This window comes from Sphingobium sp. DN12, from assembly GCF_051058005.1.
In the GTDB taxonomy this organism is placed as follows: domain Bacteria; phylum Pseudomonadota; class Alphaproteobacteria; order Sphingomonadales; family Sphingomonadaceae; genus Sphingobium; species Sphingobium yanoikuyae.
On record NZ_CP173717.1, the window covers coordinates 1673874 to 1699702 of the forward strand.

Genomic DNA, 25829 nt, shown 5'->3' on the forward strand with positions numbered 1-25829 from the left:
ACGGCAAAACCGCATCGGGCAAAGCCATTACAGCCGTGCGACAGTCCGTCGCATTGATTGACTATCGGCTGTGCCGTGCCTAAATCGCGGCGCATATCTGCCCATGTGTCCGTTGGACCCATGGCCCCCTCATTGTCAGGAATTTGCATGTTCGGCGCACTCGCCAAGTCCATCTTCGGATCGTCCAACGAACGTTATGTAAAGTCGCTGGGCAAGATCATCGACCAGATTGCCGCCTTCGAACCGACTATCCAGGCGATGAGCGATGAAGAACTGGTCGGCCAGACGGCACGTTTCCGCGAGCGCTTGGCCAATGGCGAAACCTTGGACGGCCTGCTGCCCGAAGCCTTTGCGACCGTTCGTGAAGCCTCGGTCCGCGTGCTCGGCATGCGTCACTTCGACGTCCAGATGATCGGTGGCATCGTCCTGCATCGCGGCGAGATCGCCGAAATGCGCACCGGCGAGGGCAAGACGCTGGTGGCGACGCTCGCCACCTATCTGAACGCGCTTGAGGGCAAGGGCGTCCATGTCGTCACCGTGAACGACTATCTGGCCAGCCGTGACTGCGAATGGATGGGTCAGGTCTATCGCTTCCTGGGCCTCACCACCGGTGTGATCGTGCCCAACCTGTCGGAAGACCAGCGCCGCGAGGCCTATAATGCCGACATCACCTATGCGACCAACAATGAACTCGGCTTCGATTATCTGCGCGATAACATGAAGTTCGATCGCGGTGCGATGGTCCAGCGCCCGTTCAACCATGCGATCGTCGACGAAGTCGATTCGATCCTGATCGACGAAGCGCGCACGCCGCTGATCATTTCCGGTCCGACCGACGACAAGTCGGAGCTGTATGTCGCGGTCGACGCGATCGTGAAGCAGCTGGTCGAGGAGGATTATGAGAAGGACGAGAAGCAGCGCACGATTACGCTGACCGAAGACGGCACCGAGAAGATCGAGCGCCTGCTGGAGGCCGCCGGCCTGCTCCAGGGCAATAATCTCTACGATTTCGAGAACACGCAGGTCGTCCATCACGTCAACCAGGCGCTGCGCGCGGTGGTGATGTTCCGCCGCGACATCGATTATATCGTCAAGGACGGCAAGGTCGTCATCATTGACGAATTCACCGGCCGCATGATGGATGGCCGCCGCTGGTCGGACGGTCTGCACCAGGCGGTGGAAGCCAAGGAAGGCGTCCAGATCGAGCCGGAAAACCAGACGCTGGCGTCGATCACCTTCCAGAATTATTTCCGCATGTACCCCAAGATTTCGGGCATGACCGGCACCGCATCGACCGAGGCGACCGAATTCTACGAAATCTACAAGATGAACGTCGTCACCATCCCGACCAACCGGCCGGTGCAGCGCGTCGACGAGGAAGACACGTTCTACAAGAATCTGGAAGACAAGTTCCGGGGCATCGCGCGCACCATCAAGGAACATGCTGAAAAGGGTCAGCCGGTGCTGGTCGGCACCGTGTCGATCGAAAAGTCGGAAATGCTGTCGGAATTCCTCAATCAGGAAGGCGTCAAGCATGCGGTCCTGAACGCCCGCTTCCACGAGAGCGAAGCCCATATCGTGGCCCAGGCAGGCCGCAAGGGCGCAGTGACGATCGCCACCAACATGGCTGGCCGCGGCACCGACATCAAGCTGGGCGGCAATCTGGAGATGCGCGTCGAGGACGAACTGCGTGATATGCCGGAAGGCCCGGAGCGTGACGCGGCGATCGCCCGCATTGAGGTCGAGATCGAGGCAGAGAAGCAGGAAGTGCTGGCCGCCGGCGGCCTGTTCGTGCTGGCGACCGAGCGGCACGAAAGCCGCCGCATCGACAATCAGCTGCGTGGCCGTTCGGGCCGTCAGGGCGACCCCGGCCTGTCGCGCTTCTACCTCAGCCTCGACGATGACCTGATGCGCATCTTCGGCCCGGACACGATGTTCGCCAAGATGATCCGTTCCAACCTGGAGGATGGCGAGGCGCTGCCCCCGTCCAAGTGGCTGAGCAAGGCGATCGAGACGGCCCAGCGCAAGGTCGAGGCCCGCAACTACGACATCCGCAAGCAGGTCGTCGAATATGACGATGTCATGAACGACCAGCGCAAGGTGATCTACGAGCAGCGCAGCGACATCATGGACGCCGAGACGGTGGACGATGTCGTCACCGACATGCGCCATGAAACGGTCAACGACCTGGTCGGCGCGTCCTGCCCGCCGGGCACCTATCCCGAACAGTGGGATATGGAGCGGCTTAAGCTGCGCACCGCCGAAGTGCTGGGCCTGGAGCCTGATTTCGACGCCTGGCTGGCCGAGGATGCCGTCGATCCGGAAATGATCGAGGAGCGGCTTGCCGGTCTGGCCGACGCGGCCATTGCCGAGAAGACGCAGGAAGTCGAAGCGGCCGACTGGCACATGATCGAGAAGAGCATCATGCTCCAGAGCCTCGACCATCACTGGAAGGAGCATCTCTCGACGCTCGACGCGCTGCGCCAGGTGGTGCATCTGCGCGCCTATGCGCAGAAGACGCCGATCAACGAATATAAGCAGGAAGCCTTCGCCCTGTTCGAGCGCATGCTCGAGAATATCCGCGAGGACGTGACCAGCTCGATCGCGCGGGTGCAGTTCCGTATGGAGGCGCCGCAGCCGCAGTTCGACCTGCCGGTGCTGCCGGACTTCATCACCACCCATATCGACCCCTTCTCGGGCGAGGATAACAGCGCGGATATCGATGGCAGCCAGCTGGCGGGCATCACCACCACCATTCCGCGCGCGCCGGTGGACAATGTCGCGCCGGGCGAGTTCGCCAATCTCGACATCAGCCGCAACGCGCTTTGCCCCTGCGGTTCGGGTCAGAAATACAAGCATTGCCATGGTGCGCTGAGCTGAGGCGCGACCACAGGCGAGAAACAGGGAAGGGCGTTGCCGATGGCAGCGCCCTTTTTTTTGTTTTGGTCCTGCAACGAAAATGCGGAACTCTTGCGCTGACAGGCCGTTGCGCATTGCGCCTGCGCGATGCGGACCGGATGTTCCGGCGGAAGGAGAAAGGCATGAGAAAATTTGCGATGGTATTGGCCTTGGCTGTGATCGCGGCCCCGATTGCGGCAACGGCTCAACATCCGCCCGGCCATGGGCAGAACAAGCCTTCGCACAATAATGGCAACGGTCCGGGCAACCGACCGCCGGGCCATAATAGCGGGCCGGGCCCTGGCGCATCCCACGGCAAGCCATCCCATAATAATGGACGCCCGCCGGCACCGGGGAGGCCGTCCCATTCGGCCTCTCACGGCGGCAAATATTATCCGGATCAGCATTATCGCCCGGGTTCGTCGCGCGACCGCTATCGCATCGACCGGAACACGCGCATCTATCGCGGTGGTAATGGGCGCTATTATTGCCGCCGGAACGATGGATCGACCGGCCTGATTGTCGGTGCGGCCGTCGGCGGCCTCCTGGGCAATGCGCTGGGTGACGGCGATTCCGGCGTGCTGAGCACGATCCTGGGCGCAGGCGTCGGCGGCGCGCTGGGCCGTGAGATTGATCGCGGCAACGTCTATTGCGAATGATCGATCACCTGAATTTGAAGTGCCGCCGATCGCGTGATCGGCGGCACTTTTTCGCGGGCGGGGCAGGTGACGGGAGGCCATTTATTGAACGCCTGTGATGTCGGCGCGGCGCGGCGCTCCGCTGATGGGGCTCAAGCGGCTTGGAGACGCTTCGATTAATGAGCCCTCACTTCGCAGATTTGTTCCTGCCATTTAGAGAAGTCACAATCTCTGCCATTTAGAAATGTCACACGCTCGTGGACAGCAGGGGCTGCGTGGAGCCATCCATACAGCGCAGCGCAGACCCTGCTGATGCGCTGACCTTGGGGACCCGCTGCTCTGCAGTGGGCCCGGTCATGCCCTTTGCACGAAGCTGAGCGTGCCGCGTTCGCGCAACGCCTCGTCACTGAGCCTGAGACCGCGCTTGAGCTTTGAACCACCCAGTTTGCGGCGGTCAATCTTTGGCGGCGGTTCTGGCTCGGGGAAGAGATGCAGGGGCTGGTCGCGGCGGGCAGGGGCGTCGTTGTTGCGCTTGCGGTGATGCGGCATGATGGCCTGCATCTGTTTTGCCAGCATCAACGCGGCATCGAGATGCTTGTTCTCGACAATGGCGGGCTGGTTGACCTGCCGCATCTTGTCGAACTGACGGTAGGGCAGGACATGGCCCTCATGCTGGATCTCAAGCCGGCCATCGGGATATTCGCACACCGTCACCCGCTTGCGCGCCAGTGCCTTGCTAATCGCGGTCGGCTCCAGGATGAACATCGCCTTGTTGTAGTGGAGCGTCAGCGCCGCTGTCACGGTCCGCTGCTCGCGCCAGACCATAATCGAGCGCAGATCGTCATGCGGGGCGAGGGGGCGGTGCAGATCGCGGGTATCGAAGGCAGGGCGGGCGAACCGTGCATTGTGCCTGGCCATGTAGCTGGCGAGAAAGGCGTTGGCCTCGGCGATGGATGAGATGCCATCAAGCCGCATCGCTTTGACCAGCCGGTCCTGCAAGGTGCCGTTGGCACGTTCGACCCGGCCCTTGGCTTGCGGTGAGTTGGCGCAGATGATCTCGATGTTGAGCGCATCGAGAGCCCGACCGAAATGCGTCATGCCATCGCCTCGCGCGGCGCTGGCGCGGGAGTTGCGGAAAACGCTGTGCTGATCGGAATAGAAGGCCACCGGCTTGCCGTGCCGCTCGATATACTCACGCGTCGCCTCCATATAGGCGAAGGTGCTCTCGCTCTCGACCATCTTGAGGTGCATCAGTTCGCTCGTCGCGTCGTCGATATAAACGAGCAGGGTGCATTGCGGCCCGCGATCCTCGAACCACCAGTGCTTCGATCCGTCGATCTGGATCAGCTCGCCTCGGCAGTCCCGTCGGTAGCGCGGCTGATATGGGCGTGGGCGCCGGGCCACGCGATCACGCCAGATGCCAGCCTCGATCATCAGCTTGCGCAGCGTCTCGCGCGAAACGCGGATATCGTGCCGCTCGGCCAGATACTCAGCGGCCAGCGTCGGGCCGAAGTCGTAATAATGCTCCCGGACAAGCGCGACGATCCGGGTGCGGATCGCGTCGTCCATGCGCCGGTTACTGGGGCGACCACGGCGGCGCGAAATAAGCCCGGAGGAACCGTCGTCCATGAACCGGGTCAGCAGACGGTGCGCGTGTCGTCGTGTAATGCCCATGATCCGTGCAGCTTCCGTAACCGTCAATCGGCCGGAAGCCACCTGAACCAGCGTCTCAACCCGCGAAAGCTCTTCGGTACTCATCCGCAACACCGCCATGCATAACACCTCCAAACAGCTGGAGGGCACGATAGCGCAGGTGAGACATCTCAAACTTGCGCGACTGTGACATTTGAACGTTGCTGCTACACGATAAAAGTTTGATAATATATATTATGTTAAATCACGGGTTGGACGGATGGGAGATATTCCTCCTCATCCATCTCAATTCTCTAGGATGCGGCTATGGGCTTTGGTGTCGCGCATGCGGACATAGACGGTCAGCGAGATCGCGATCATGACGCTGACATAGATATAGAAAGCGGATTCCATCCCGGACTGCTTGAACCAGAGTGCGACGAACTCGGCCGTGCCGCCGAACAAGGTATTGGCGAGCGCATAAGGCAGCGCGACGCCGAGCGCACGAATATGCGCCGGAAACAGCTCGGCCTTCACCACCGCGTTGATCGAAGTATAGCCGGTGACGATCACCAGGCCCGCCATCACCAGCAGCCCGGCGACCAGCGGATCGCGCGTCACCGCCAGCGTGGCGAAGATCGGATAGGTACAGAGCATGCCCATGACGCCGAAGCCGATCATCAGCGGCTTGCGTCCGATGCGGTCGGACAAGGCGCCGGCTACCGGTTGCAACAACATGAAAACAAACAATGTTATCCCATTGATTTCCGATGCTGTTTCACGACCGAAGCCCGCCGTATTGACCAGGAATTTCTGCATGTAGATGGAATAGGCATAGAAGGCGATCGTGCCGCCGGCGGTCAGCAGCATCACCGTCAGCGTTTCGCGCGGATGGTTGGTGATGAGTTCGATGAAGCCGGACTTGGGGGCGCCTTCGGCCTTGGCCACTTCATAGCTCTGGGTTTCGGCAAGACCGCGCCGCAGCCAGAAGACGATGACCGCCAGCGCGCCGCCAATGGCGAAGGGAATGCGCCAGCCCCAGGCGTCAAGCTGCGCCTCCGTCAGGATAGACTGGAGCAGTAGCAGCACGCAGATCGCCACCAGCTGCCCGGCGATCAGCGTCACATATTGGAAGCTGGAATAGAAACCGCGCCGGTCCTTGCCGGCCATTTCGGTGAGATAGGTCGCGCTGGCGCCATATTCGCCGCCGATCGACAGCCCCTGCATCAGCCGGGCCAGCACGAGCAGCAGCGGCGCGCCGACGCCGATCACCTCATAGCCCGGCGTCACCGCGATCAGCAGCGATCCGGCACACATCAGCGAGACCGACAGGGTCAGGCCACTCTTGCGTCCATGACGGTCGGCATAGACGCCCATCAGCCAGGCGCCGATCGGTCGCATCAGGAAGCCGACGGCAAAGATGCCGGCCGCGCTCAGCAACTGGGCGGTGCGATCCTCGCTCGGGAAGAAATGCGGGGCGAAATAGAGGGTGAAGGCGGCATAGGCATACCAGTCATACCATTCGACCAGATTGCCGGTGGAACCGCCGATGATCGCCTTGAGCCGGGCGCGTTTATCGGGTGCTGCACCCTGACCCTCATGTGACGTCATGGCGTCAGCACCATTTCACCATTTTCAACGCTCCAGCTCTTGAGACGGGACAGCATGTTCATGCCGATGACATTGACGTCGCCCAGCGCCGGGGAAACGACGACCTCGACATCATTGGCGCGCAGCGGCCCGACCGTCAGCGTCGAGATGCTGGCGCGGCGCGCGTCGATCTTGCCATTGGCCGTGTTGAGCGGGATCGGGGGCGCATTCATGTCGATATTGAGGCCGGTGGCGCGGGCGGTATTTTCCGAAAGGGCGGTGATGGTCGCGCCACTGTCGATCAGGAAACGCGCGGACATGCCGTTGACCATGCCCTCCACCCAATAATGACCGTCCGGCGCCACCGGAATGCGCACCACCTGACCATCGGACTGGATCGGCGGTGGGGCCGGCGGCGGCGCGGGCTGTGATATAGGCTCGGCACTGTTCTGTGGCTGGAGCAAAGCCCCCTCCTCCGCCGCGAACCGTGCCGGCATCAATCCCGCCTTCTGGGCAAAGGTGAAGAGGCCGAGCAGGGCACCGAAGATCAGCACCCAGAGCAGGGCCATCCGCACGAAGCTGCCCAGAGCGATGCGGCGGCCGATGAGCGCGGAGGCGACCAGGACCAGGGCGAGCAGATACCAGATGCTGGACATCGCCTGATCCGTGCCGTCCATCAGTGGGGTGCTCCGTCGTTGAGGTCGATGACCAACCCGTCATAGCCCGGCTCGACGCCTTTGGGGAGCGTGGCGCACAGGGTGGCATAATCCATGCTCTGGTCCATATGCGTGAGGATCGCGCGACCGGGCCGGGTCGCCGCGATCCCCGCCAACGTCATCTCCAGATGGGCATGGGTGGGATGCGGCCGCGCGCGCAGCGCATCGACCACCCAGATGTCGAGATCATCGAACAGCGCCAGCATATCCGGGGTTATTTCATGAAAATCCGTGGCATATCCGACATGACTATCATCATGACTGAAACGAAATCCAGTCGAATAAATGTCGCCATGGGGCATGTCGGTGCAGGCAATGTCGATATCGCCGATCCGCAGCCCATCGGGCAGGTCATGCGGGACGATGATCGGCGGATAGCCCCCCCTCCCCGCAAAGGCATAGGCGAAGCGGGCCTGAAGCAGACGCATCGTCTGGGCACGGGCATAGCCGGGGATCGGGCTGCCGCGGTGATGGAACAACTGGCGAACATCGTCGATCCCATGGCTGTGATCGGCATGGTCATGGGTCCACAAGATCGCGTCGATGTCGATCGCGTCGGCCGCCAGCAACTGCGCCCGCATGTCGGGCGAGGTATCGACCAATATCCGGGTCGTCGCGCTTTCCACCAGGATCGAGACGCGGGTGCGGCGGTTCCTGGGTTCCGTGGGATCGCAGGCGCCCCAATCATTGCCGATCCGGGGAACGCCGGAGGATGTGCCGCTGCCAAGGATGGTCAGCTTGAGGCTCATGCCTGCGGCCGGCCCTCGATCTTGGCAAAGAGACGCAGGAAATTGGCCGATGTCGCTGCCGCCAGATCCTCGATGCTCTCGCCGCGCAGATCAGCCAGGAAGCGCGCCGTGTCGGCGACGAAGGCCGGCTCGCACGACTTGCCGCGATGGGGCGCCGGAGCGAGAAAGGGCGAGTCCGTTTCCACCAGCAGCCGGTCGAGCGGCAGGCGCGCGGCCGTTTCCTGCAGATCCTTCGCGCTCTTGAAGGTCACGATGCCCGAAATGCTGATGTAGAAGCCAAGGTCCATCGCCGCATCAGCAAAGGCACCGCTGGCGGTGAAGCAGTGGATGACGCCGCTATAGGCCCTCTTCCCCATTTCGTCCCGCATGATCGCCAGCGTATCCTCTTCCGCTTCGCGGGTATGGACGATCAGCGGCAGGCCGGTCTCGCGGCAGGCGGCGATATGACTGCGGAAGCTCTTCTGCTGCCGCTCGCGATCGCTATGGTTGTAATAATAATCGAGGCCCGTTTCGCCGATGCCAACGACGCGCGGATGGGCCGCGCGCTCGACCAGCTTGGCGGTGTCGACATGGGGATGCTCGTCCGCCTCATGCGGATGGATGCCGACGGTCGCCCACACGTCCGCTTCGCGCACCGCCGTGCCCAACACATCGTCCCACTCGCTTTCGCGGGTGGCGATGTTGAGCATCAGGTCGACGCCCCGCGCACGGGCACGTTCCAGCACATTAGGCTGATCCTCGATTAACCCCTTGTAATTGAGGTGACAATGACTGTCGATCAGCATGCGTCAGGCGTCCGCTTCGGTCAGTTCCAGGCGCGGGAAGAGCGGCTTGGGCGCGGCCAGCACGAAATCGCTTTCGGCCAGATCGCTATACCAATGATCGCCGATCGCGCCATAGCTGCGCTTGTCCGCCGACACGCCCATATGGTCGAGCAGCGCGGTGGCACTCGCCGGGATCACCGGCTGGATCGCGACCGCCAGCTGGGCAATGGCGATATAGAGGGTGGCCAGCACCGTCTCCATCCGCTGGGGATCGGTCTTGCGCAGCGACCAGGGCGCCTGCGCATCGATATATTGGTTGCAGGCAAAGGCCGCGCGCAGCCAGGCATCGATCGCCACCGACGGTGCCAGATCGGCCATGGCCGCCGGCATGTCGCCGCGCACGACCTTGTCGATCAGCGCGAACAGCTCCGTATCGGCCGCGTCATGACCATTGATTGCCGGCAGTCGGCCTTCCAGATTTTTCGCGATGAAGCTCAGCGTGCGCTGGGCGAGGTTGCCGAACGCATTGCCAAGGTCGCTGTTCGAGCGCTGGACGATCGCTTCGGCGCTATAGCTGCCGTCATTGCCGAAGGTCACTTCGGACAGCAGGAAATAGCGCAGCTGATCGACGCCGAAGCGTTCGGCCAATTCCATCGGATCGGCGACATTGCCGACCGACTTCGACATCTTCTCGCCGCGGTTCAGCAGGAAGCCATGGCCGAACACCTGCTTGGGCAGCGGCAGATTCGCGCTCATCAGGAAAGCCGGCCAGTACACCGTATGAAAACGCACGATATCCTTGCCGATGATATGGGTGATATCGCCCCCTTCGGCCCAATAGCGCGCCATCCGTTCGGCATCGTCAGGATAGCCACAGCCGGTGATATAATTGGTCAGCGCATCGACCCAGACATACATGACATGGCCGTCTGCGCCAGGCACCTGGACACCCCAGTCGAAGCTGGTGCGCGAAATGCTGAGATCGGACAGCCCGCCTTCGACGAAGCGCAGGATTTCGTTGCGCCGGCTTTCCGGACGGATGAAATCGGGCTGGCTGTTATAGAGCTCCAGCAGCTTGTCCTGATATTTGGACAGGCGGAAAAACCAGCTTTCCTCGACGGTCCATTCGACCGGCGTTCCCTGCGGCGACAGCTTTACGCCGCCCTCGCCGTCGGTGATTTCCTTCTCGTCATAGAAGGCTTCGTCGCGGACCGAATACCAGCCTTCGTAGCGGCCCAGATACAGGTCGCCATTGGCCTCCATCGCCTGCCAGATGGCCTGGCTGGCGCGGTGGTGATCGGGTTCGCTGGTGCGGATGAAACGATCATAGCTGATATTCAGGCTATCGTTCATCTGCTTGAAATAGGACGACATCTCATCGGCCAGTTCGCGCGGCTCGATGCCCCGGTTGCGCGCCGTCTGGGCCATTTTCAGCCCATGTTCGTCGGTCCCGGTCTGGAAGAAGACATCGCGGCCCATCATCCGCTGGAACCGGGCGATCGCGTCGGTGGCGATCACCTCATAGGCATGGCCGATATGCGGACGGCCGTTGGGATAGGAGATGGCGGTGGTGATGGTGTAAGGCTGCGACATGCAGCCTCCCTAGCGGCTGTTCGCGTCGCCGCAAAGCCGCTTTTCAGGTCGCCGCCTCAGCCAGTGTCGCGACATGGCCGCCCAGCTCGAAAACGACAGAGGCCGGGTCGAGCGACAGGATCACCGCGCCGCCCGCCAGATGCCGGGCTGCTTCCCAATGATCGAGCGCACTGCCCAGTGCCGAGCCATGGCGGGTCCGGGCGGCCTGGGCAATGAAGGCGGGCGCGCGCTCCAGAAAGGCTTCGTAACGCGGCTTGGCCGCCTTGCCCGCCAGCGCCTTGGCCAGGCGCAAGCGCTCCCGATTGCCGGGATCACCGTCGGCCGCGATCGCCAGCAGCGATTTTTCGAGGCCCGCAAGGTCGAGCCCCGCATAGCGCAGCGCGCGACCGGGTGAACCCTCCCCCGCGCGCAGCAGCGCATCGAGTTCCGGCCCGGACAGGCTTTCATCCTCGCGCCGGAGCACCGTCGCCATGGCGCTGTCCGACAGCGGATCGAAGCGCATCGTGCGGCAGCGCGAACGAATGGTGGGCAGTAGCCGGCCCGGCGCATGGCTGACCAGCAGGAAGATCATGTCCGCCGGCGGCTCTTCCAACGTCTTGAGCAGGGCGTTGGCCGCACCGCGCTCCAGATCATCGGCACTGTCGATCACGACGATGCGCCGCGAAGAGAGCGAGGGCGCCGACTGGATCAGCCGCTGCAGGCCGCGCACCTGGTCGACGCTGATGTTCCGCGCGGCAACGCCGTCCTTTTCCAGCGGCGCCAGTTCGGCATAATCGGGATGCGCGCTCGCCTCGATCAGGCGACGGATCGGGTGGTTTTCGGGAACGTCGAGCCCCTCGCCCGCAATCTTCGGGCCGGCCGCGTCCGCCAGCAGGCGCATTGCCATGGCGCGGGCAAAGCTGGCCTTGCCGATGCCGCGCGGGCCGGTCAATATCCAGCCATGATGCATGCGGCCGCTGCTTGCCGCCGCCAGCAGGGTCTGCGCCTGGGCATCATGCCCGACCAGTGACGTCATGACAGCAGGTCGTCCAGTGCCGCGAGCAGCCGGGCAGTGACATCGTCCGCCGCGCCCGACGCATCGATTGCGCGGACCCGTTCCGGCTCATCGGCCGCAAAGCGGACGAACGCTTCGGCCACGGCCCGATGAAAGGCGCGGTCGCGACCGCCGATCCGGTCCGACACGTCGCCGTCACGGGCATGGGCGCGAGCTTCCGCCTCCGCTTCCGGCAGGGTCAGGAACAAGGTGCGATCGGGCAGGAAGCAAGCGCTGCCGATCTGGTGCAGCGCCAATATGTCGGCGTCGCTAAGTTCGCCCTGCCCCTGATAGGCACGGCTGCTGTCGAGGAACCGATCGGACAGCACCCAGGCGCCACGGGCCAGCGCCGGGCGGATCGTCTTTTCGATATGGTCGGCGCGCGCGGCCGCGAACAGCAACGCTTCGGCGCGGGCATTCCAGCGGTCCGCACCACCGGTCAGCAGCATGGCACGGATCGCCTCCGCCCCCTCGCTGCCGCCCGGCTCGCGGGTCTCGACAACCTCAAGCCCGCGCGCCCGCAGAGCCGCCGCCAGCGCACGAAGCTGGGTCGACTTGCCGGCGCCCTCGCCGCCTTCGAGCGTGATGAAACGGCCTGTGATCACCCGAAGAAGGACTTCAGACCATTCCAGAGACGACCGAAAATGCCCGCTTCCGCGACATCTTCACCAGCGACCAGCGGCAGCACCTGTGGCGGCGTATCCGGGGTCTGGACGATGAGCTGGGCGATCTGCTGGCCCTTGGCGATCGGCGCCTTGATCGGGCCGGTATAGACGACCTTCACCTTCACATTGGCCGACGCGGTGCGCGGCATGGTGACGGCCATATTCTGCGGCGCGACCAGCGACACGGTCGACGCGCTGCCCAACTGAACCGCGGCCGTCTCGACCGTCTGCCCCTTCTTGAACAGCGGCTGTGCCTTCCAGGCGCGGAAGCCCCAATCCATGAAGCGGACGGATTCGGTAATCCGGCCGTTGAAGCTGGTCAGGCCGGCGACCACCATCACCAGGCGGCGACCATCCTGCTCGGCCGAACCGGTGAAGCCGAAGCCAGCTTCCTCGGTGTGGCCGGTCTTGAGGCCGTCGGCACCCGCGATCTTGCCCAGGATCGGATTGCGATTGGCCTGTGCAATGTCGGAGCCGCCCATGGTCTTGCCCCAGGTGAAGGAGCGGGTGGCGTAGAATTTCTTGTAGAGGTCCGGCGTCTCGACGATCGTGGCTTCGGCAAGCTTGGCCAGATCTTCGGCGGTGACATAGGTCACGCCCTCGTCAGGCCAGCCATTGCTGGTGCCGAAATGGCTGTTCTTGAGCCCCATGCGCTTGGCCTCTTCGTTCATCAGCGCGACGAACGCCTGCTCGGTGCCGGCAATGCCCTCAGCCAGCACGACGCAGGCGTCATTGCCCGACAGGGTTACGATGCCGTGCAGCAGATTTTCGACCGACACCTGCTCGCCCACCGACAGGAACATGGTCGATCCGGCCTTGGGGCCGTGCCATTGCTGCCAGGTTTCCGGACGGACCGTGAATTTGGTGTCGAGCTTGAGTTCGCCCTTCTGGATCAGGCGGAAGGCAACATGCGCCGTCATCATCTTGGCCATCGAAGCCGGCGGCATCCGGGTCTCGCCGCCCTTGTCATAGAGGACCGCGCCCGAGGAAAGATCCTTGAGATAGGCGATCGGCGCCTCGCTCGTATAGGGCGGGGCCGCGGCAACCAGCGGCTGGGCCAGCAGACCGACGAAGAGAGTGGCGGCAACGGTTTTCTTCATGAACTCAAGCCTTCGACTGGATAGATTCGCTGGACGCATCGCTATGATTAGCGCGCGTCATTAGCCATGACACGGACATTCGCAAAGCCCTTCCCTGCCGCCGCCTTCACGCCGGCCTGCGCCGCTTCCTGCGAGGGATAGGGACCATAGCGCACCCGCCAGACCGAACCGGCCGCCACGGCGTGCGCGCCGATCTGCCTGGCGAGCGCCTCGGCCCGGCTCTGCGAGGAAAGAGCAGCAACCTGAACGACATAGCCGCCAGACACCGGTTTTACCGGTGCCGTGGCCTTCGGGGCCGGCTTGGGAGTGGGCGGCGTGGACGTATCGAAGGATGCGCCGGGACGGCTGGGGCTGCTCGCGACCGGGATCGCCTGAACGACGGGGCGTGCGGTCTGAACCTGCGCTGGCGGGCTTGCCGGCACTTGCGCCAGACGCTCGCGCAGCACCTTGAGCAAAGGCTGTGGCGTCTCGATCCGCGCGGGCGCGCGGTGATGAGCGCGCAGCAGCGCCTTTTCCTGCTCGGGCGGATTGACCCGGCGAACGCGAACGGCCGCAGCGCCGTCGCCGGTAATGCCCAGTTGCTCGGCCGCGCCACGCGACAGGTCGATGAGCTTGTCGTCGCTGAACGGACCACGATCGTTGAGCCGGACCAGAATGGTGCGACCGCTGCCCAGCGCCGTCACCTCGACATAGCTTGGCAGGGGCAAGGTCTTGTGGGCGCCGCTGATCGCCGACGGCACGAAACCCTCGCCATTGGCCGTCGGCTTGCCGATCGCCTCCTCGCCATACCAGCTAGCATAACCGACCTCGTCATAATTAACCGGATCGGCCGGGACATAGGTCTTGCCGCCCACGCTATAGGGTTCGCCGATCTTGACCGGTTCGTCCGCAACCGCTGGCGCCGTTACAGGTGGCGCGGGGCGTGGCGCCGGCGGCGCCGCGGCCTGCTCGCTGCCGCAGGAGGCGAGCAGAGACGCCGCGGCGCCCAGCGTGATCCAGTTCCTATTGCTTGACCGCATCGGCCAGCAACCCCACGGAAAGAGCGTAGAAATTGGAGCAATTATAGTCGAGGATCGCGCGATAATTGCTGGTCAGCAGATAGGCGGTCTTGCCCGGCCCATCCGGCTCCAGCAGGGTTGCCATGACAGTGTCCGCCGGCCAGATGCCGCTGGCCGGGAACAGGCCCAGCTTGCGCCATTCGGCCATGGTCAGCCAGCGGCTGTGGCGGTTGAACACCCGCGGGCAGCGCGGCGCCGTCGTGCGCGCCGCCACCGAAGCGCGGTTGAAGCTGGTCGGCACACTGACGGCTACGCCCCAGGGCTGGCCCCGCCGCCATCCGGCCGCGACGAAATAATTGGCGATCGACGCCAGCGCATCCGCCTGGCTGGTCCAGATATCCGCCCGGCCATCGCCGTCGCCATCCTTGGCGAGCTTGAGATAGACCGAGGGCAGGAATTGCGGATAGCCGGTCGCCCCGGCCCAGCTGCCGACCAGCCGGCTGCGCGGCACGCCATCGTTCAGCATCTTGAGCGTCGCCAGCAATTCCGGCTCGAACAAGGTGCGGCGGCGCCCCTCATGCGCGAGCGTGGCCAGCGACCGGATCAGGTCGAAATCGCCGGTATAGGAGCCATAATTGGTTTCGTGGCCGAAAATGGCGACCATGATTTCCTCGGGCACCCCGGTTTCCGCCTCGATCCGGGCCAGTCGTGCGCGATTGGCGGCATAGACTGCCCGCCCGCGGCTGATCCGCGCGGCATCGACATGCTTGACCCGATAGGGTTCGAAATTGGGAATGGGCGAATAGGCGCCCCCGCCCGGCTGGCTCTGGTCGAGCGCCACGACGCGCGGGTTGATCGTCAGGGTCGGGAAGACGGCGTCCAGCGTCGCATCCCGAATGCCCATGGCGCGTGCCTTGGACCGCAGCGATTCCAGATAGGCGCGAAAGTCCCCATCATCCTGCGCAACCGCGACCTGCGGCGCGGCCAATCCCGCCACAACCGTCGAAAAACCCATCATCAGCGCAATGGCCAGCGAATTGAACCGAGAATCTGCCATGACCTTTTGTGGCACAGCCAGGGCGACCGGCGAAACCCCTATCCGATACGAAGTCGCGAATGGACGACCATTCCCCTCAATATTGTCATTTTTGCCCTTGGCTTGTTCGCCGGCTTCGCTAGGAAGCGTCGCAACGGAAGTGTGGCCGAGTGGTTTAAGGCAGCGGTCTTGAAAACCGCCGTGGGTGCAAGCTCACCGTGGGTTCGAATCCCACCGCTTCCGCCATTTGCCATTGAATTAATTGGATATTTTCCAAATTAATAAAGTGCAAAGCCAAACTACCCATCATAAGCAAAACGCCCCGATCCTGTCGAACCGGGGCGCCCCTTCATCCATCAGTGAAGCGGGCCAGTGTAGGGCGGCAGAGAATCGATCTGCGCCTCGTCCTCCACATTTCCACCACCGGGATCGCTGATCGGGCAGCCTGGGCCAAAGTCGCTGCGCGACTGCACGCGGTAACCGGCCGGCTCGTCCTCGCTGGCATGGTCGCCGCTATCGTCGTCTTCCTCTGCATGGTCGTCGTTCTCGTCATCCTCCTGATCCCCGATCTCGCAGGTGGATGCCATTTCAGCACCAGCCTTGCGCTGAGTGCGCCAGCCACGCGTGTGCCATTCGGGCCAGCTTATATCGCCTTGCGCGTCGCCATCAGGTTCGTTGTCGCCGCCGTCCTCCAGATCGGGGTTGCCGTCCATGGTGTCGAGCAGTTCCAGCGCGACCTCCAAGAAGGCCTCAAGGCTCTCCCGGTCATATCGGGACAGGATGCGCGCCACAGCTGGCATGTTGGGCTGGCTGGCGGGATGCAGATGCATTGTGCCCATGATCAGCCCTCCCCCTTCATCGACGCCAGCCATTCCAGCCGGCGCAGATAGGTTTCGATGCGATCGCGGGTTTCAGCGCGCAGGCGGCGCCCGCGGCGGATGTCATAGACGAGCTGGGGATCATTGGTCGCCCGGCGGCCGAAGCGGCTGGGCAGGATGTTCCGATCGGCACAGGCCCGCTCGATGCGGGGCAGCAGATCGAAAGCCGGGGATGCGACGCCACGGGGGCGAATTTTGGATGCACGCAGCGGTGCGCCCGTGATAGGGGCGGCATTAGCCATGGTCGTCTCCACTAAAGACGGTTGCGGTTAGGAGCGGAGCGAGGATTGCCGTCCTTGCACCGCTCCACATTTTCTGGCACACATAAATAATCATGTCAATTAATGGCACACAAAAAAAACGCGGACGCCCTTCCACAGGCGTAAACCCACGCGTCCCCGTTCGCCTCGATCCAAAAATGCTGGCGCTGATGGATATGTATTGCGCTCAAGCTGGCACCAGCCGTTCAGATGTCATGCGAGAGGCTATGGCCTTGTGGGTCCAAGATTATCGCGACATGCTCATCAGCATAGGCGCCGACGAAAGCGACCTGCCATCTTAACCTCTTATGATCAGCCGCAGGGGAGGATTGCGTGACACCGGACGAAATGGACGAAATCCGCCTTGAGGCAGCGGCATTGCTGGAGCGCCATGCCAAGGCTCACACCCAGCAGAACCTGGATCGTCTTCAAAGAGAGTTAGCCGGGCGCGGTTGGAAGCTCACCGGCACCATTCGCAGGAAATCAGCCTTCACCTTGACGGACCCGAACGGAACGAAAATCAGCGGCCTTTCGCTTGCCAGCGTTGAGGGATTGCTTGCTGAAATGCTTTCCCCCAAGCCTTGAATACCGACGAGCAGGTCGATCTCTACAGCCAATTGATGGCCGAAGTTCGATCGCGCCTGTTGGACTGCCGGGAACGCATTGCGGCGCTTCGTGCCGCTGATCCGGCGGATATTGGCGAGCATCATTACTATGATTATGAACTTTGCTGCGTCCACCTTCGCTTCATCTGCGAACTGGTATCGATCGGGTCTTTGATCGCTCACCATAAGCTCGGCTTGAACAGCAAACTGTTAGATGAATGGAGCGCGGGCGAAGCTCTGAAGCGCTTAGAAGAATTGAACAGCCGGAGCTTCCCGCGAGCCATCCAGTTTTCTGAAACCAACGGAAAAAGGCAGATCGAAATCATCTCCGGCCGCTTATCTTTCGAGGAGATGAACACACTTTACGGCAGGCTTGGCAACATTCTACATCGTGGGCCAGCCAAAAACGTCTTGAGAAAGAAAGCGCGACGTTATGATCTCGGCCAATTAGTCGAATGGCATAACGCTCTCGGCTACCTACTTCAGCGACATATCATCATCATTCGACAGACGAGGGAATTTTTCATTACCGACTTGTTCGGCGGAGACAAAGGAGGTGTCCGCGTTGTCGTGATGGAAGGTGCTCCTGAAGGATTTATCGACAGCAAGTGACACAACGGGAGGAAAGAATGCCAATCGAAATCTGGTATAATGGCGAGAAAGTGGGCGACTGGTCGTTTGCAAGCGTTCCGGAAGTAGGCGACCAGGTCGAGCTTGATCTCGGCGGCGAGATCTATCCATATCAGGTCGAAAAATTGTTCAATTATTATGTCGCCGGTAATGGGACACCGACACTCCGGATGAACGTTTCTTACGCCGGCCCCAGCTTTTTCGGAGTGCTTTAGGCGATGCAGTCAAAGCCGGGAGGGTGGACGAGGCATTCCCCCTCCCGGCTCCGGCGCGGCAACGGAGGGGGGGGAACCCGCCGCCGCGCTAACTGATCAGGTCACGGTCGCGCTCACCGGGCCGGCAGGGTCGGATTCGACCGTCGCCCCGTCCGTCGCGACATTCCAAAAATACCAGACGCCCGGCGCCACAGTGTCCGTGATGGATTGGACCTGGCCGACACCGCCGGGATAGTTCGCCACGATCTTGGTGGCCGATCCGAAATCGGTCGTGGATCCGCGCCAGGTGTCGGAGGACTTGAACCGCAGGTCTTGCGGGTTCTGCCAGCCGATAACCGCCTGCCCTACCCCGCCGGTCGCCGTCAGGCCCTCAGGCGCCGGCATGGGCGTCTCGGGCGAGATGACGCTATATTCCCAAGCAGAGCCGGCGCCAGAGCCTACGACATAGCGATAGCGCACCGTATAGCTGACACCGGCCGGAACGGTCGCGCTGACCGCCGTAACCTCGTTGATCGCCATGGGGGTCCATGGGTCCGTCTCGGCGCCCGTGATGGCGCTGGTCGGGATATATTCGGCGACATAGGCCGCATCGTCTCGCGCCAGGGCCGGGAAGTCGATCCGCAGCGTCGAGTCCGCATAATAGACATTCTCGCCCGCGATCGGGGGATAGCTGACTGTGCCCGATGTCCCGTCAACTACAGGCTTGGGCGCCTCCTCGCCCGGCAGGAGGGTCCAGCGCGCCGGATCGACAGGGACCGCGCCGAAGCCCGTCATGATGCCTGATGCGTCCAGCTCGACATTCGTGGCGATCTCATAGTCGCCCGCGAAGGTGTTGTCGTAGTTGATTGTGACGATGCGCTGTTGCCGTGCCTGAAGGCCGCGCAGGTTCACCACAGGCGTGATCTTGTGCCTTGGCTGCGACCGCATCCCGATCGCTTTGGCCAAGCGCATGGCCTGATTGTGATTGGTGCAAGCCAGAACGTCGACCGTCAGGAATTTCGGTGTCGAGAGGGGGTCGTAGTAAAGCGGGTTCAGCCAGGCGGCCGATGGTTGGGTGGTATAGTTGGCATCCGGCTCGACATAATTGACGATCACCCCTTGTGTCTCGCTCTCCCCGTCTTGAGGCTCGACGCTGGACATCGCCATTATGTCGCGATTACGGCTGAACGCGAGCGTCGGGGTCTCCCATTGGCCTACCCGGACCCATGATCGCCCATCCTCATCAAACACCAGCTGCCCGTCGCAGGACAGGAGGATTTCGCGCTCGGCATCCGCGCGGCGCTTGCTGTCCACGATGGCAAGGGCAGCCTCATAGCGCTTCTGCGTTCCCTCGATGCCAGTGACAGTCTGGTCGCATATGTCGGCCTGCTGAGCGATCCGCTCCCAATTGATCGACGCTTCGGCCTTGCCTCGACCAAAGGGATGCGTGCGGAACCAGGCCCATGCGAGGGCAGCATTGCGGGTCGGTTTATAGCTGGTGCGGTTGCCCAGCGTCTGGGTCGGGTCGCGGGGGTCATAGGCGCTGCTCCAGTCGCCCACGATGCTCACGGCAGGCTCACCCATCCCAAACGGCCCACGCCAGCGATAGATCTTGTGGCGATGCTCGATCTTGATTGCATCCATGCACACGACGGAGAACGTCGTCCCAACGAGCTTATGATCTGGGGTCCACAGAGTGCCTAGCGCGGCATCCAGGGCAGCGATGCGGGGAGGCACGGGGTCGGTCGCGCTGTAGGTCGTGGTCCAGATGCGGACGTAGCCTTTTCCCTCCCCGTCGACGTCGGCCGGATCCTTATCCTTGTTCGTCTTCAGGCGGAACGCGGCTTGTTGGACATAGCCATCACTTCCCAGCGTGACCGGCTCGTCATCGAGGAAGTAGCTGTAGGGGGCGTGCAGGATCTCGTCGCTGTGGACGATCAGATACCACCACCGCCCCTGGCCATCGAACTCGCCGAACATGGCGCCACCGCCGGAGCGGGCGCGACCACAATGGAGCCAGCGCGGGGGATCGGAGATGCGGACGTTGACCTTGCCCGCATCCATCTTCGGTGCCCGGCCCGAACTCATGAGCGCGGTTTGAATGATGTAGGTGCCGGCCGCGACAATTGCCGAGCCGATCGCCACGCCAAGAAAGCCAGAACCCAGGGCGCCGGATGCAACCAAGCCGCCGGCGCCGAAGGTGTAATAGGTCAGCGCCGCGATGGCGACCAACGCTACCAGTTTTTTGACGAAGCCCAACTGGCGCTCCTACCTGGCCAGAGCGCCGACAGCGACGACGGCAGGACCGCCGACGCCCTTGGCATAGACTGCGATGCCAGCAGTGACCTCGCGGCCGGTCCACACCCAATCCTGCACTGAAACAGGCGGCATCGAGAGCGTCGCCGCGCCCCGCTCGTTGGGGACATGGAGGCTGGTGAGGCATGCCCCCACCAGCGGACGAATATCCACGTCCTTGCCCCCATCAGGCGGCACGATCTGCGTCCATTCGGCGGACGAGAGATTGAACTGCTTCATGCCTGCCCCCCCTCAGCCGAAAGCCGGGCGCGCCGGCGCCTCTTCGCCCAGCACATGCGCCGCCATCACCGCATTGGCGTGCAATGTCTCCAGATTCTGGCGCAGCATCCGCGAACGGTTGAATGCCTTCTCATCATCGATCCGCTGCTGATGCCGGGCCGCCGCTTCCGCCAGCGCCGCGATTTCCTCGGTGCTGCCCTCCACGGTATTGCGATAACTGGCGAGGGTCTGGCGGGCCTCGGCGCGCGGGCGCTCCTTCCTGGCCTCTTCCTGCCGCGCCTCGATCGCCTCCAGCTTGCGGAGATAGCCGCGAACATGGAGGGCATCGACCATATGGCGGGCCTGATCCTCGGTCAGGCGATCGCGCGCCGCCAGGTCATTGATGCCGTATCGATAGAAGGGTGAGCCCGCGCGCTTGAAGATCCGCGCAAATTCCGCTGCCCGCTCCTCCTGTGTCGGCTTGCGCAGACTGGTGATCCCGCGGTTGAGGGCGCTTCCGAGCATCTGCATCCGCATCTCGGCGCCAGCCTTGCCGCGCGGCCCCTCATAGCGGCGCGTGGAGAAGCTATCGCTATATTCCATCGGCCAGTCGGGACACGACATCGGATCGGGCCAGAACTCGGCCGGATCGAGGACATGCGTCATGTCGATCGCGGTATGGGTCTGCGCGGACTGTCCAGGCACAGGGAAGGGTTTGCCCAACATCGTGTTGCGGCTCAGATTCGACAGGTCCATGGCTTAGTCCCCCTCGGGTGCGAGAAACAGGCGATTGTTGGCGGCCGGGCGCCCATTGCGCTGATTGGCGATCGTCTGGCCCTCGTCATCATCGGACGGGGCGAGATACTGGCTCAGCGGATTGCCGCGCCGGGCATTGGAGATCGGTGCGCGGCCCTTCATCGCCTCGCCAAACGCTGCATTCATGGTCGCCGTCAGCTTCTCGGGCGACAGAGCGGCGTCGACATCCTCGATCAGGCCATGGACGGCGCGCACCAAAGTGTTGAACTCCGCGCGCGTGACTGGCTGTTCGGCGTTGGTGATATGGCTCGCCTGCCTTTCGGCGCGGCCAGCGAGAAACTGCTGAATCACATTGGTCATGGGATATAACTCCGCTGGGTGTTTTTCGGGTTCTTCCAGTCCTTGCCCCCTTCGCCGGGGAACAGGAAAAGCCATGGTTTCCATCTCGGCTTCGCAGCGCTCAGCAGCGCTCCCGCGACGGCGTTGGCCCGGTCGTCATGCTGGCCGGGTGCGTGATCGATGCTGTCACGGCCGCCGCGTGCAACACGGCGCTCCAGGCCCACGATCTGGTTCACGGTCTTCTCGTCATCCAGCAGGACCGCACGGCCGCTATTCAGGATCGGCAGCATCTCGCGATACAGGTCCGATCGGGACCGTTCGGAAATGTCATAGTTGATGCCGTGCTTGCGGAACTGCTCACGGGGCCATTCGCCGGCATAGCGATCGCCCGTCACGCTGGTGATGCCATAGAGCTTCATGAGGTCGCAGAACTCGGCCACCACGCCCTCGGGGCTAAACGGCGGCTTCACCTCGCGCACGGCATCGATGACGGTCAACCCGTCGTCCTGTTCGCCTTCCTGATGGCTGATCGCCAGCGTCATGCTGTCCTGCGAGCCGCCCGATGGGTCCACGAACGCGGCATAGCTAATGCTGGAGATAGGCCCGCGCTCATAGGTGCCCAGCTCGACACAAGCCTCGACCACCTCGATCGAGACGAACGCCTCCACATCCTTGCGGAACTCGGCGCCATATTCTGCTGCAGCCGATGCTGCATCATCCTTGAAGGCCTCGGTCAGGAAGTCGCCATCACGCGGCACGGTCGGGTTCATGCGCCAGGTCGGAGCTTGCACCACCAGCACATTGCCAGGCTTGCCATAGTGCTTCTTGTGCTTGTTCCAGAGCAGGCCGCGCCGGGCGTAGGGCGACGAGATACCGATCAGCATGGCGCCGGGGATCGTGGCCATGGCCGGCTTCACGGCGTTGTAAACGTCCTGATCCGGGTTCGCGCTGTTCTCGGCGCTCCAGAAGGCCACCTCATCGAACACGGCAGCGACGACGGTGCGGCCACGGCTGGAGCGCTGGTCATTGGTCGTGATCTCGATCGCCAGCCCGTTGGTCAGCTCCAGCCCCTCGGCGGTGGACTTGGCAACCATCTGGGCAAGCAGGGGCTGCTCGAAATAGGCGCGCAGGTAGGACAGGCAGACCTTGGCCTGGCGACGATCGACCGCGATCAACTGGACCACGCCCGTCTCGCCCTTCACCAGCCGATCGAGGAAACCCAGCTGCTCGGCGCCGAAGGTGGCAAGGAATGCAGCAAGCGCCGATGCCTTCACGTCCTTGCCACTGCGCCGGCCGCAGACGAACCACGCTTCGCTCGATGGCCCGGTGGGCGCCTCGGTGCGTCCGGTGATCTCGGTGAAGATCGCCAGCTCGTCAGCATCCAGCTGCTCGCCGAACAGCGCCTTGTCGATGACACGCCAGACTGCCCAGCTATCCCCGGTGAACCACGCCCCGAACAGTTGCGGGTCACGGCAGGCCTCAGCGAAGGTGATCATGCCGCCCTCGCCTTCTCAGCCGCCTTCTGGGCTGCATACTCGGCAATGGTGGGGGTGACGTTTCGCTGCTTGCGCTCCAGCCCCAGTGACTCCAGCAGCCGGCGCAAGGAATTGCTGGCAGTGGTGTAAGCCCCGATGTCGATCGGCGTGCCATTCGCGGCTGCCGTGTCCTGCTCCTCGCACCAGATGGAGAGCGATGCAGCGCGCCGGGCGATCTGAGACTGGGCCTCGGTCGGATCGCCGCCCATGTCCGCAATCAGGCTGGCCAGGATCTCGCGGTAGCGGCGGAACGTGATGGAGCGGGCGTCTACGTCCTGAAGGACCACGCGGCCATTGCCTATGCGGGTCCGCGCTTGGGGTTTGGGGAGGGCTGACTTGGGGCTGGACGGCGGCATGGTCGACCTATCTTTATGATGGGTAGAATGATGGCATGAACTTATAGAATGGTCAATTATCCCCACAAAGCTAGACTTGCGGCGGACGCTGCGTCCGCCATCGCAATCTGAGCGTGCGCCAACAGGCCGGCGAGAAAAGTCGCTCGGCTGGGCCTTTGCGAGTGCGGGGCCAATCACCCCCCCCCTCCACTTTCGGAGCTAAGGACAAGCTGGACAGGTTCGGACAGGTTGAACCTATCTCCCCATACGTGCGTGCGCGCGCATGAACGATCATCAGGAAAAGGTGTCCAGACCTGTCCAACCTGTCCCTCAGTCATGCGCAGCACTCTTCCCCTTGAGCGCCAACCCGCGATAGCATCGGACGCCAGCGACCTTGCCGCGCTGGAAACCTGCCCGTTTGAGCTTGCTACTCATGGCCGTTTGCGTGCCTGGCTCATCACCAGCCGCGCGGGCATATCCGGCCCAATCGTTATAGAGCGTGGTTGGAGCTTCCCATTTGCCGGAAGCGCGGTCGCACCGATCAGCTATCCACTGGCCAAACAGATCCTGGTCATCAAAATAGTCCTGCGTCGCTGCTGTGACGATCTCAGGCCGGACGAGGCGATTGCGCTGCCAGTCCAGACATCCAGCGATTGCCCAGGCGAGGATTTGCGGCGCTTCCTCTTTCAGCTTCTGCTCCAGCATCGGATCGGGCCGGGCGGGCTTGTGCGTAAACGGCACGATGTTGAAACGCCGGCGCGCCGCGTCATCCACGTTCGCCAGCACGGGGGCATGGTTGCCCACGATCACCAGCTTGAACGCGGGCGTGAACTCAAAAAAGTCCTGCCGCATAAACCGCGCGCTGATCTTGTCGCCGCCGGTGAGCTGCTTAATCCGAGCCTCAGCCCATGCCCTGCCCTCTTCCGTCTCACTGGCTGATACCAGCCTCGCCCCTTTCAACATCGCCAGATCGGTCGGATGCCGATCGCTCCTGCTAGCCGTGAAGGTGTCCATGCCTGCCGTCGTGGCATAGTCGCCCAGGACATGGTTCAGCATGTTGAGGAATACGGATTTGCCGTTGCCGCCCGGTCCATAGATGAAGAACAGGGCATGCTCGTCGGTTAGGCCAGTGAGGCAATAACCCGCCATCTGCTGGAGGAAGCGCACCAGATCACGATCACCCGCGGTCGCCTCGTCCAGAAACTGGAGCCAGCGAACGGGGACGCCACGCTCTGGCGCAACGCCGGTCAATTTGGTGATGTGATCGCCCGGACGGGATGCGGCATACTCACCATCCCGCAAATCCACCGTGCCGCCTGGCGTTCCCAACAGGAGGGGATCGCTGTCCCATATTTCTGATGTGACCGCATGCGCAGGATCAGCGCGGGCAAACTTCTCAACGCCTCCAGCGAACGACGCCTTGCCAGCGCCTCCGATTTTCCGCGCCATTGTGCGCGCATAGGTAAAAGCGCGATGACAGCCATCTTTCTGCCAGCGCTGCCCGGACCATTCGAACCACGTGCCCGCATCATGGTCATAGCGCAGTGTGTCGCCATGGACCTTAGTGAAGGCCCTTGCCACGTCATCTTCGGATGGCTCATCAGGTTTGCGCCGGGGCGAACGAGCGGCAGCTATCGCCGCGCGGATCGGCTCAGGGCCGAACTGCACGAAGTCATCGTTTGCGTCACGGTTTGCGGCGTCGTTATGCGGCACGTCGCACCGCCTTCCGATAGACCATGCGCGGCAGGCGCACGGGTTTCGACAGAATGGAGAGCAAGCGCCGGCCGACCATCTCGTCAGCCTCGATCGCATCGAGCATCGCCATTTGACGGATCTCAGGCGCAGCCCAATCAAGGATGCACATGCCTTCGCCAGCGTTCGCCAGCCATTCAAGTGGCGTGGCGAACAGGCGCACCGGCCCATTATCCCATCGGGGCAGCAGCCAGTCGGTGCCAAGCGCCCAGCCAAGGCCAGTCCTCCAGAACCAGCGCGCCGGATTGGTCGTGCGCCAGGCAATAAGGTCGACCATCTCGCCCATGTCCATCACGGGCATGACAACATGCGCGGGGCCATCGCCGGGCTGGTAGATATGCGAACGCTCGGGCAGCGCGGCGGTGATACCGAAAACCGGCTGGATCGCACCCAAGGCTGCGATGGCGGCGCCGGGGACGCCAAGTGCCAGCATGCGGTCGATATGCTCCTGGCGAACCCGTGAGCAAGCAGCGACCATTTCAATTTCGAGATTGGTGGAGGTCATGCCGCCTCCACTTTGCGCGTGGCGGGAGCCGTGCTATAAACGCCGCCGTTCGACCCGTCAGAAGAACAGAGAGCGCCTTCGGTCTTATGACCGGGGGCGTTATACTTCATGGCC

27 protein-coding genes and 1 tRNA gene are annotated in these 25829 nt (G+C 62.9%); 7 read left to right on the plus strand and 21 right to left on the minus strand.

The annotated features are described in order from the left end of the window. Positions 1–147 precede the first annotated feature (147 nt). Together secA and ACI6S0_RS07955 are read left to right on the plus strand one after the other, a co-directional pair. Entirely contained in the window at positions 148–2880 is a 2733-nt protein-coding gene (gene secA / locus ACI6S0_RS07950; RefSeq protein WP_434405433.1) for a preprotein translocase subunit SecA, read from the plus strand. Positions 2881–3041: 161 nt separating this feature from the next. Further along, positions 3042–3557, plus strand: a complete 516-nt coding sequence (locus ACI6S0_RS07955; RefSeq protein WP_434405434.1) for a glycine zipper 2TM domain-containing protein — start codon at positions 3042–3044, stop codon at positions 3555–3557. 333 nt (positions 3558–3890) lie between these two features. Here ACI6S0_RS07955 and ACI6S0_RS07960 read toward each other — a convergent pair whose 3' ends face one another. The 11 genes from ACI6S0_RS07960 to ACI6S0_RS08010 all read right to left on the minus strand — a co-directional run bounded on the left by ACI6S0_RS07960 (position 3891) and on the right by ACI6S0_RS08010 (position 15433). After that, entirely contained in the window at positions 3891–5309 is a 1419-nt protein-coding gene (locus tag ACI6S0_RS07960; RefSeq protein ID WP_333885800.1) for an ISNCY family transposase, read from the minus strand. Positions 5310–5474: 165 nt separating this feature from the next. Next, positions 5475–6779 carry an MFS transporter gene (locus ACI6S0_RS07965; protein WP_434405435.1) on the minus strand — a complete coding sequence of 435 codons (1305 nt, stop codon included), beginning with the start codon at positions 6777–6779 and terminating at the stop codon, positions 5475–5477. Continuing rightward, positions 6776–7435 (minus strand): retropepsin-like aspartic protease family protein, encoded by a 660-nt coding sequence (locus ACI6S0_RS07970; RefSeq protein ID WP_434405436.1) that lies wholly within the window; start codon positions 7433–7435, stop codon positions 6776–6778. Before ACI6S0_RS07970 ends, ACI6S0_RS07965 begins: the two co-directional genes overlap by 4 nt. Further along, the gene (locus ACI6S0_RS07975; protein ID WP_434405437.1) at positions 7435–8223 is read right to left on the minus strand and encodes an MBL fold metallo-hydrolase; all 789 of its coding nucleotides are present in this window, start codon (positions 8221–8223) and stop codon (positions 7435–7437) included. The genes ACI6S0_RS07970 and ACI6S0_RS07975 overlap by 1 nt, the downstream gene beginning before the upstream one ends. Beyond that, complete coding sequence (locus tag ACI6S0_RS07980) at positions 8220–9008, minus strand: TatD family hydrolase (protein WP_434405438.1); 789 nt, start codon at positions 9006–9008, stop codon at positions 8220–8222. Before ACI6S0_RS07980 ends, ACI6S0_RS07975 begins: the two co-directional genes overlap by 4 nt. Before the next feature lie 3 nt (positions 9009–9011). Beyond that, on the minus strand, positions 9012–10580 hold the full coding sequence (gene metG / locus ACI6S0_RS07985; RefSeq protein WP_434405439.1) for a methionine--tRNA ligase: 1569 nt from the start codon (positions 10578–10580) through the stop codon (positions 9012–9014). A gap of 43 nt (positions 10581–10623) precedes the next feature. Next, positions 10624–11595 carry an AAA family ATPase gene (locus ACI6S0_RS07990; protein WP_434405440.1) on the minus strand — a complete coding sequence of 324 codons (972 nt, stop codon included), beginning with the start codon at positions 11593–11595 and terminating at the stop codon, positions 10624–10626. Then, entirely contained in the window at positions 11592–12218 is a 627-nt protein-coding gene (gene tmk, locus ACI6S0_RS07995) for a dTMP kinase (protein ID WP_434405441.1), read from the minus strand. The genes ACI6S0_RS07990 and tmk overlap by 4 nt, the downstream gene beginning before the upstream one ends. Then, entirely contained in the window at positions 12215–13378 is a 1164-nt protein-coding gene (locus tag ACI6S0_RS08000; RefSeq protein ID WP_004207133.1) for a D-alanyl-D-alanine carboxypeptidase family protein, read from the minus strand. Before ACI6S0_RS08000 ends, tmk begins: the two co-directional genes overlap by 4 nt. Positions 13379–13425: 47 nt before the next feature. After that, a complete protein-coding gene (locus tag ACI6S0_RS08005) occupies positions 13426–14397 on the minus strand; it encodes a septal ring lytic transglycosylase RlpA family protein (protein ID WP_434405442.1) in 972 nt (323 codons plus the stop codon). Then, on the minus strand, positions 14381–15433 hold the full coding sequence (locus ACI6S0_RS08010) for a lytic murein transglycosylase (RefSeq protein WP_434405443.1): 1053 nt from the start codon (positions 15431–15433) through the stop codon (positions 14381–14383). Before ACI6S0_RS08010 ends, ACI6S0_RS08005 begins: the two co-directional genes overlap by 17 nt. Positions 15434–15568: 135 nt before the next feature. On the opposite strand from ACI6S0_RS08010, the gene ACI6S0_RS08015 reads away from it, so the two are divergent. Next, a tRNA-Ser gene (locus ACI6S0_RS08015) sits at positions 15569–15658 on the plus strand. 110 nt (positions 15659–15768) lie between these two features. Here ACI6S0_RS08015 and ACI6S0_RS08020 read toward each other — a convergent pair. Both ACI6S0_RS08020 and ACI6S0_RS08025 read right to left on the minus strand, forming a co-directional pair. Continuing rightward, positions 15769–16251, minus strand: coding sequence for a hypothetical protein (locus ACI6S0_RS08020; RefSeq protein ID WP_434405444.1), 483 nt, complete (start codon positions 16249–16251; stop codon positions 15769–15771). A gap of 2 nt (positions 16252–16253) precedes the next feature. Further along, complete coding sequence (locus tag ACI6S0_RS08025) at positions 16254–16532, minus strand: hypothetical protein (protein ID WP_234780491.1); 279 nt, start codon at positions 16530–16532, stop codon at positions 16254–16256. A gap of 92 nt (positions 16533–16624) precedes the next feature. Between ACI6S0_RS08025 and ACI6S0_RS08030 the strand changes: the two genes are divergently transcribed. From ACI6S0_RS08030 to ACI6S0_RS08045, 4 genes are read left to right on the plus strand one after another with little or no spacing between them, the layout of a single operon-like run. Next, entirely contained in the window at positions 16625–16852 is a 228-nt protein-coding gene (locus ACI6S0_RS08030; RefSeq protein WP_434405445.1) for a ribbon-helix-helix domain-containing protein, read from the plus strand. Between the two features lie 31 nt (positions 16853–16883). Continuing rightward, a complete protein-coding gene (locus ACI6S0_RS08035; protein ID WP_434405446.1) occupies positions 16884–17135 on the plus strand; it encodes a hypothetical protein in 252 nt (83 codons plus the stop codon). Next, positions 17132–17767, plus strand: coding sequence for a hypothetical protein (locus ACI6S0_RS08040; RefSeq protein ID WP_434405447.1), 636 nt, complete (start codon positions 17132–17134; stop codon positions 17765–17767). Before ACI6S0_RS08035 ends, ACI6S0_RS08040 begins: the two co-directional genes overlap by 4 nt. Before the next feature lie 17 nt (positions 17768–17784). Next, positions 17785–18000: a hypothetical protein gene (locus ACI6S0_RS08045; protein WP_434405448.1), complete on the plus strand. Its 216-nt coding sequence runs from the start codon at positions 17785–17787 to the stop codon at positions 17998–18000. 96 nt (positions 18001–18096) lie between these two features. On the opposite strand, the gene ACI6S0_RS08050 is transcribed toward ACI6S0_RS08045, so the two are convergent. The 8 genes from ACI6S0_RS08050 to ACI6S0_RS08085 all read right to left on the minus strand — a co-directional run bounded on the left by ACI6S0_RS08050 (position 18097) and on the right by ACI6S0_RS08085 (position 25715). Next, positions 18097–20238, minus strand: a complete 2142-nt coding sequence (locus tag ACI6S0_RS08050) for a hypothetical protein (RefSeq protein WP_434405449.1) — start codon at positions 20236–20238, stop codon at positions 18097–18099. A 9-nt stretch (positions 20239–20247) separates the two neighbouring features. Beyond that, positions 20248–20514 (minus strand): hypothetical protein, encoded by a 267-nt coding sequence (locus ACI6S0_RS08055; RefSeq protein WP_284113344.1) that lies wholly within the window; start codon positions 20512–20514, stop codon positions 20248–20250. A gap of 12 nt (positions 20515–20526) precedes the next feature. After that, the gene (locus ACI6S0_RS08060; RefSeq protein ID WP_434405450.1) at positions 20527–21249 is read right to left on the minus strand and encodes a hypothetical protein; all 723 of its coding nucleotides are present in this window, start codon (positions 21247–21249) and stop codon (positions 20527–20529) included. 3 nt (positions 21250–21252) lie between these two features. Then, positions 21253–21609 (minus strand): hypothetical protein, encoded by a 357-nt coding sequence (locus ACI6S0_RS08065; protein ID WP_434405451.1) that lies wholly within the window; start codon positions 21607–21609, stop codon positions 21253–21255. Further along, positions 21606–23084, minus strand: a complete 1479-nt coding sequence (locus ACI6S0_RS08070) for a hypothetical protein (protein WP_434405452.1) — start codon at positions 23082–23084, stop codon at positions 21606–21608. The genes ACI6S0_RS08065 and ACI6S0_RS08070 overlap by 4 nt, the downstream gene beginning before the upstream one ends. Beyond that, the gene (locus ACI6S0_RS08075) at positions 23081–23410 is read right to left on the minus strand and encodes a hypothetical protein (RefSeq protein ID WP_434405453.1); all 330 of its coding nucleotides are present in this window, start codon (positions 23408–23410) and stop codon (positions 23081–23083) included. The genes ACI6S0_RS08070 and ACI6S0_RS08075 overlap by 4 nt, the downstream gene beginning before the upstream one ends. 378 nt (positions 23411–23788) lie before the next feature. Further along, complete coding sequence (locus ACI6S0_RS08080) at positions 23789–25171, minus strand: phage/plasmid primase, P4 family (protein WP_434405454.1); 1383 nt, start codon at positions 25169–25171, stop codon at positions 23789–23791. Then, positions 25161–25715, minus strand: coding sequence for a hypothetical protein (locus ACI6S0_RS08085; protein WP_434405455.1), 555 nt, complete (start codon positions 25713–25715; stop codon positions 25161–25163). Before ACI6S0_RS08085 ends, ACI6S0_RS08080 begins: the two co-directional genes overlap by 11 nt. Positions 25716–25829: the final 114 nt, after the last annotated feature.

Excerpts from the sequence above, each read along its gene's own strand:
- secA (WP_434405433.1), top strand. The coding sequence starts at position 148 with ATGTTCGGCGCACTCGCCAAGTCCATCTTCGGATCGTCCAACGAACGT.
- ACI6S0_RS07955 (WP_434405434.1), top strand. The coding sequence starts at position 3,042 with ATGAGAAAATTTGCGATGGTATTGGCCTTGGCTGTGATCGCGGCCCCG.
- ACI6S0_RS07960 (WP_333885800.1), bottom strand. The coding sequence starts at position 5,309 with ATGGCGGTGTTGCGGATGAGTACCGAAGAGCTTTCGCGGGTTGAGACG.
- ACI6S0_RS07965 (WP_434405435.1), bottom strand. The coding sequence starts at position 6,779 with ATGACGTCACATGAGGGTCAGGGTGCAGCACCCGATAAACGCGCCCGG.
- ACI6S0_RS07970 (WP_434405436.1), bottom strand. The coding sequence starts at position 7,435 with ATGGACGGCACGGATCAGGCGATGTCCAGCATCTGGTATCTGCTCGCC.
- ACI6S0_RS07975 (WP_434405437.1), bottom strand. The coding sequence starts at position 8,223 with ATGAGCCTCAAGCTGACCATCCTTGGCAGCGGCACATCCTCCGGCGTT.
- ACI6S0_RS07980 (WP_434405438.1), bottom strand. The coding sequence starts at position 9,008 with ATGCTGATCGACAGTCATTGTCACCTCAATTACAAGGGGTTAATCGAG.
- metG (WP_434405439.1), bottom strand. The coding sequence starts at position 10,580 with ATGTCGCAGCCTTACACCATCACCACCGCCATCTCCTATCCCAACGGC.
- ACI6S0_RS07990 (WP_434405440.1), bottom strand. The coding sequence starts at position 11,595 with ATGACGTCACTGGTCGGGCATGATGCCCAGGCGCAGACCCTGCTGGCG.
- ACI6S0_RS08000 (WP_004207133.1), bottom strand. The coding sequence starts at position 13,378 with ATGAAGAAAACCGTTGCCGCCACTCTCTTCGTCGGTCTGCTGGCCCAG.
- ACI6S0_RS08005 (WP_434405442.1), bottom strand. The coding sequence starts at position 14,397 with ATGCGGTCAAGCAATAGGAACTGGATCACGCTGGGCGCCGCGGCGTCT.
- ACI6S0_RS08010 (WP_434405443.1), bottom strand. The coding sequence starts at position 15,433 with ATGGCAGATTCTCGGTTCAATTCGCTGGCCATTGCGCTGATGATGGGT.
- ACI6S0_RS08020 (WP_434405444.1), bottom strand. The coding sequence starts at position 16,251 with ATGGGCACAATGCATCTGCATCCCGCCAGCCAGCCCAACATGCCAGCT.
- ACI6S0_RS08025 (WP_234780491.1), bottom strand. The coding sequence starts at position 16,532 with ATGGCTAATGCCGCCCCTATCACGGGCGCACCGCTGCGTGCATCCAAA.
- ACI6S0_RS08030 (WP_434405445.1), top strand. The coding sequence starts at position 16,625 with ATGTCAATTAATGGCACACAAAAAAAACGCGGACGCCCTTCCACAGGC.
- ACI6S0_RS08045 (WP_434405448.1), top strand. The coding sequence starts at position 17,785 with ATGCCAATCGAAATCTGGTATAATGGCGAGAAAGTGGGCGACTGGTCG.
- ACI6S0_RS08055 (WP_284113344.1), bottom strand. The coding sequence starts at position 20,514 with ATGAAGCAGTTCAATCTCTCGTCCGCCGAATGGACGCAGATCGTGCCG.
- ACI6S0_RS08060 (WP_434405450.1), bottom strand. The coding sequence starts at position 21,249 with ATGGACCTGTCGAATCTGAGCCGCAACACGATGTTGGGCAAACCCTTC.
- ACI6S0_RS08065 (WP_434405451.1), bottom strand. The coding sequence starts at position 21,609 with ATGACCAATGTGATTCAGCAGTTTCTCGCTGGCCGCGCCGAAAGGCAG.
- ACI6S0_RS08070 (WP_434405452.1), bottom strand. The coding sequence starts at position 23,084 with ATGATCACCTTCGCTGAGGCCTGCCGTGACCCGCAACTGTTCGGGGCG.
- ACI6S0_RS08085 (WP_434405455.1), bottom strand. The coding sequence starts at position 25,715 with ATGACCTCCACCAATCTCGAAATTGAAATGGTCGCTGCTTGCTCACGG.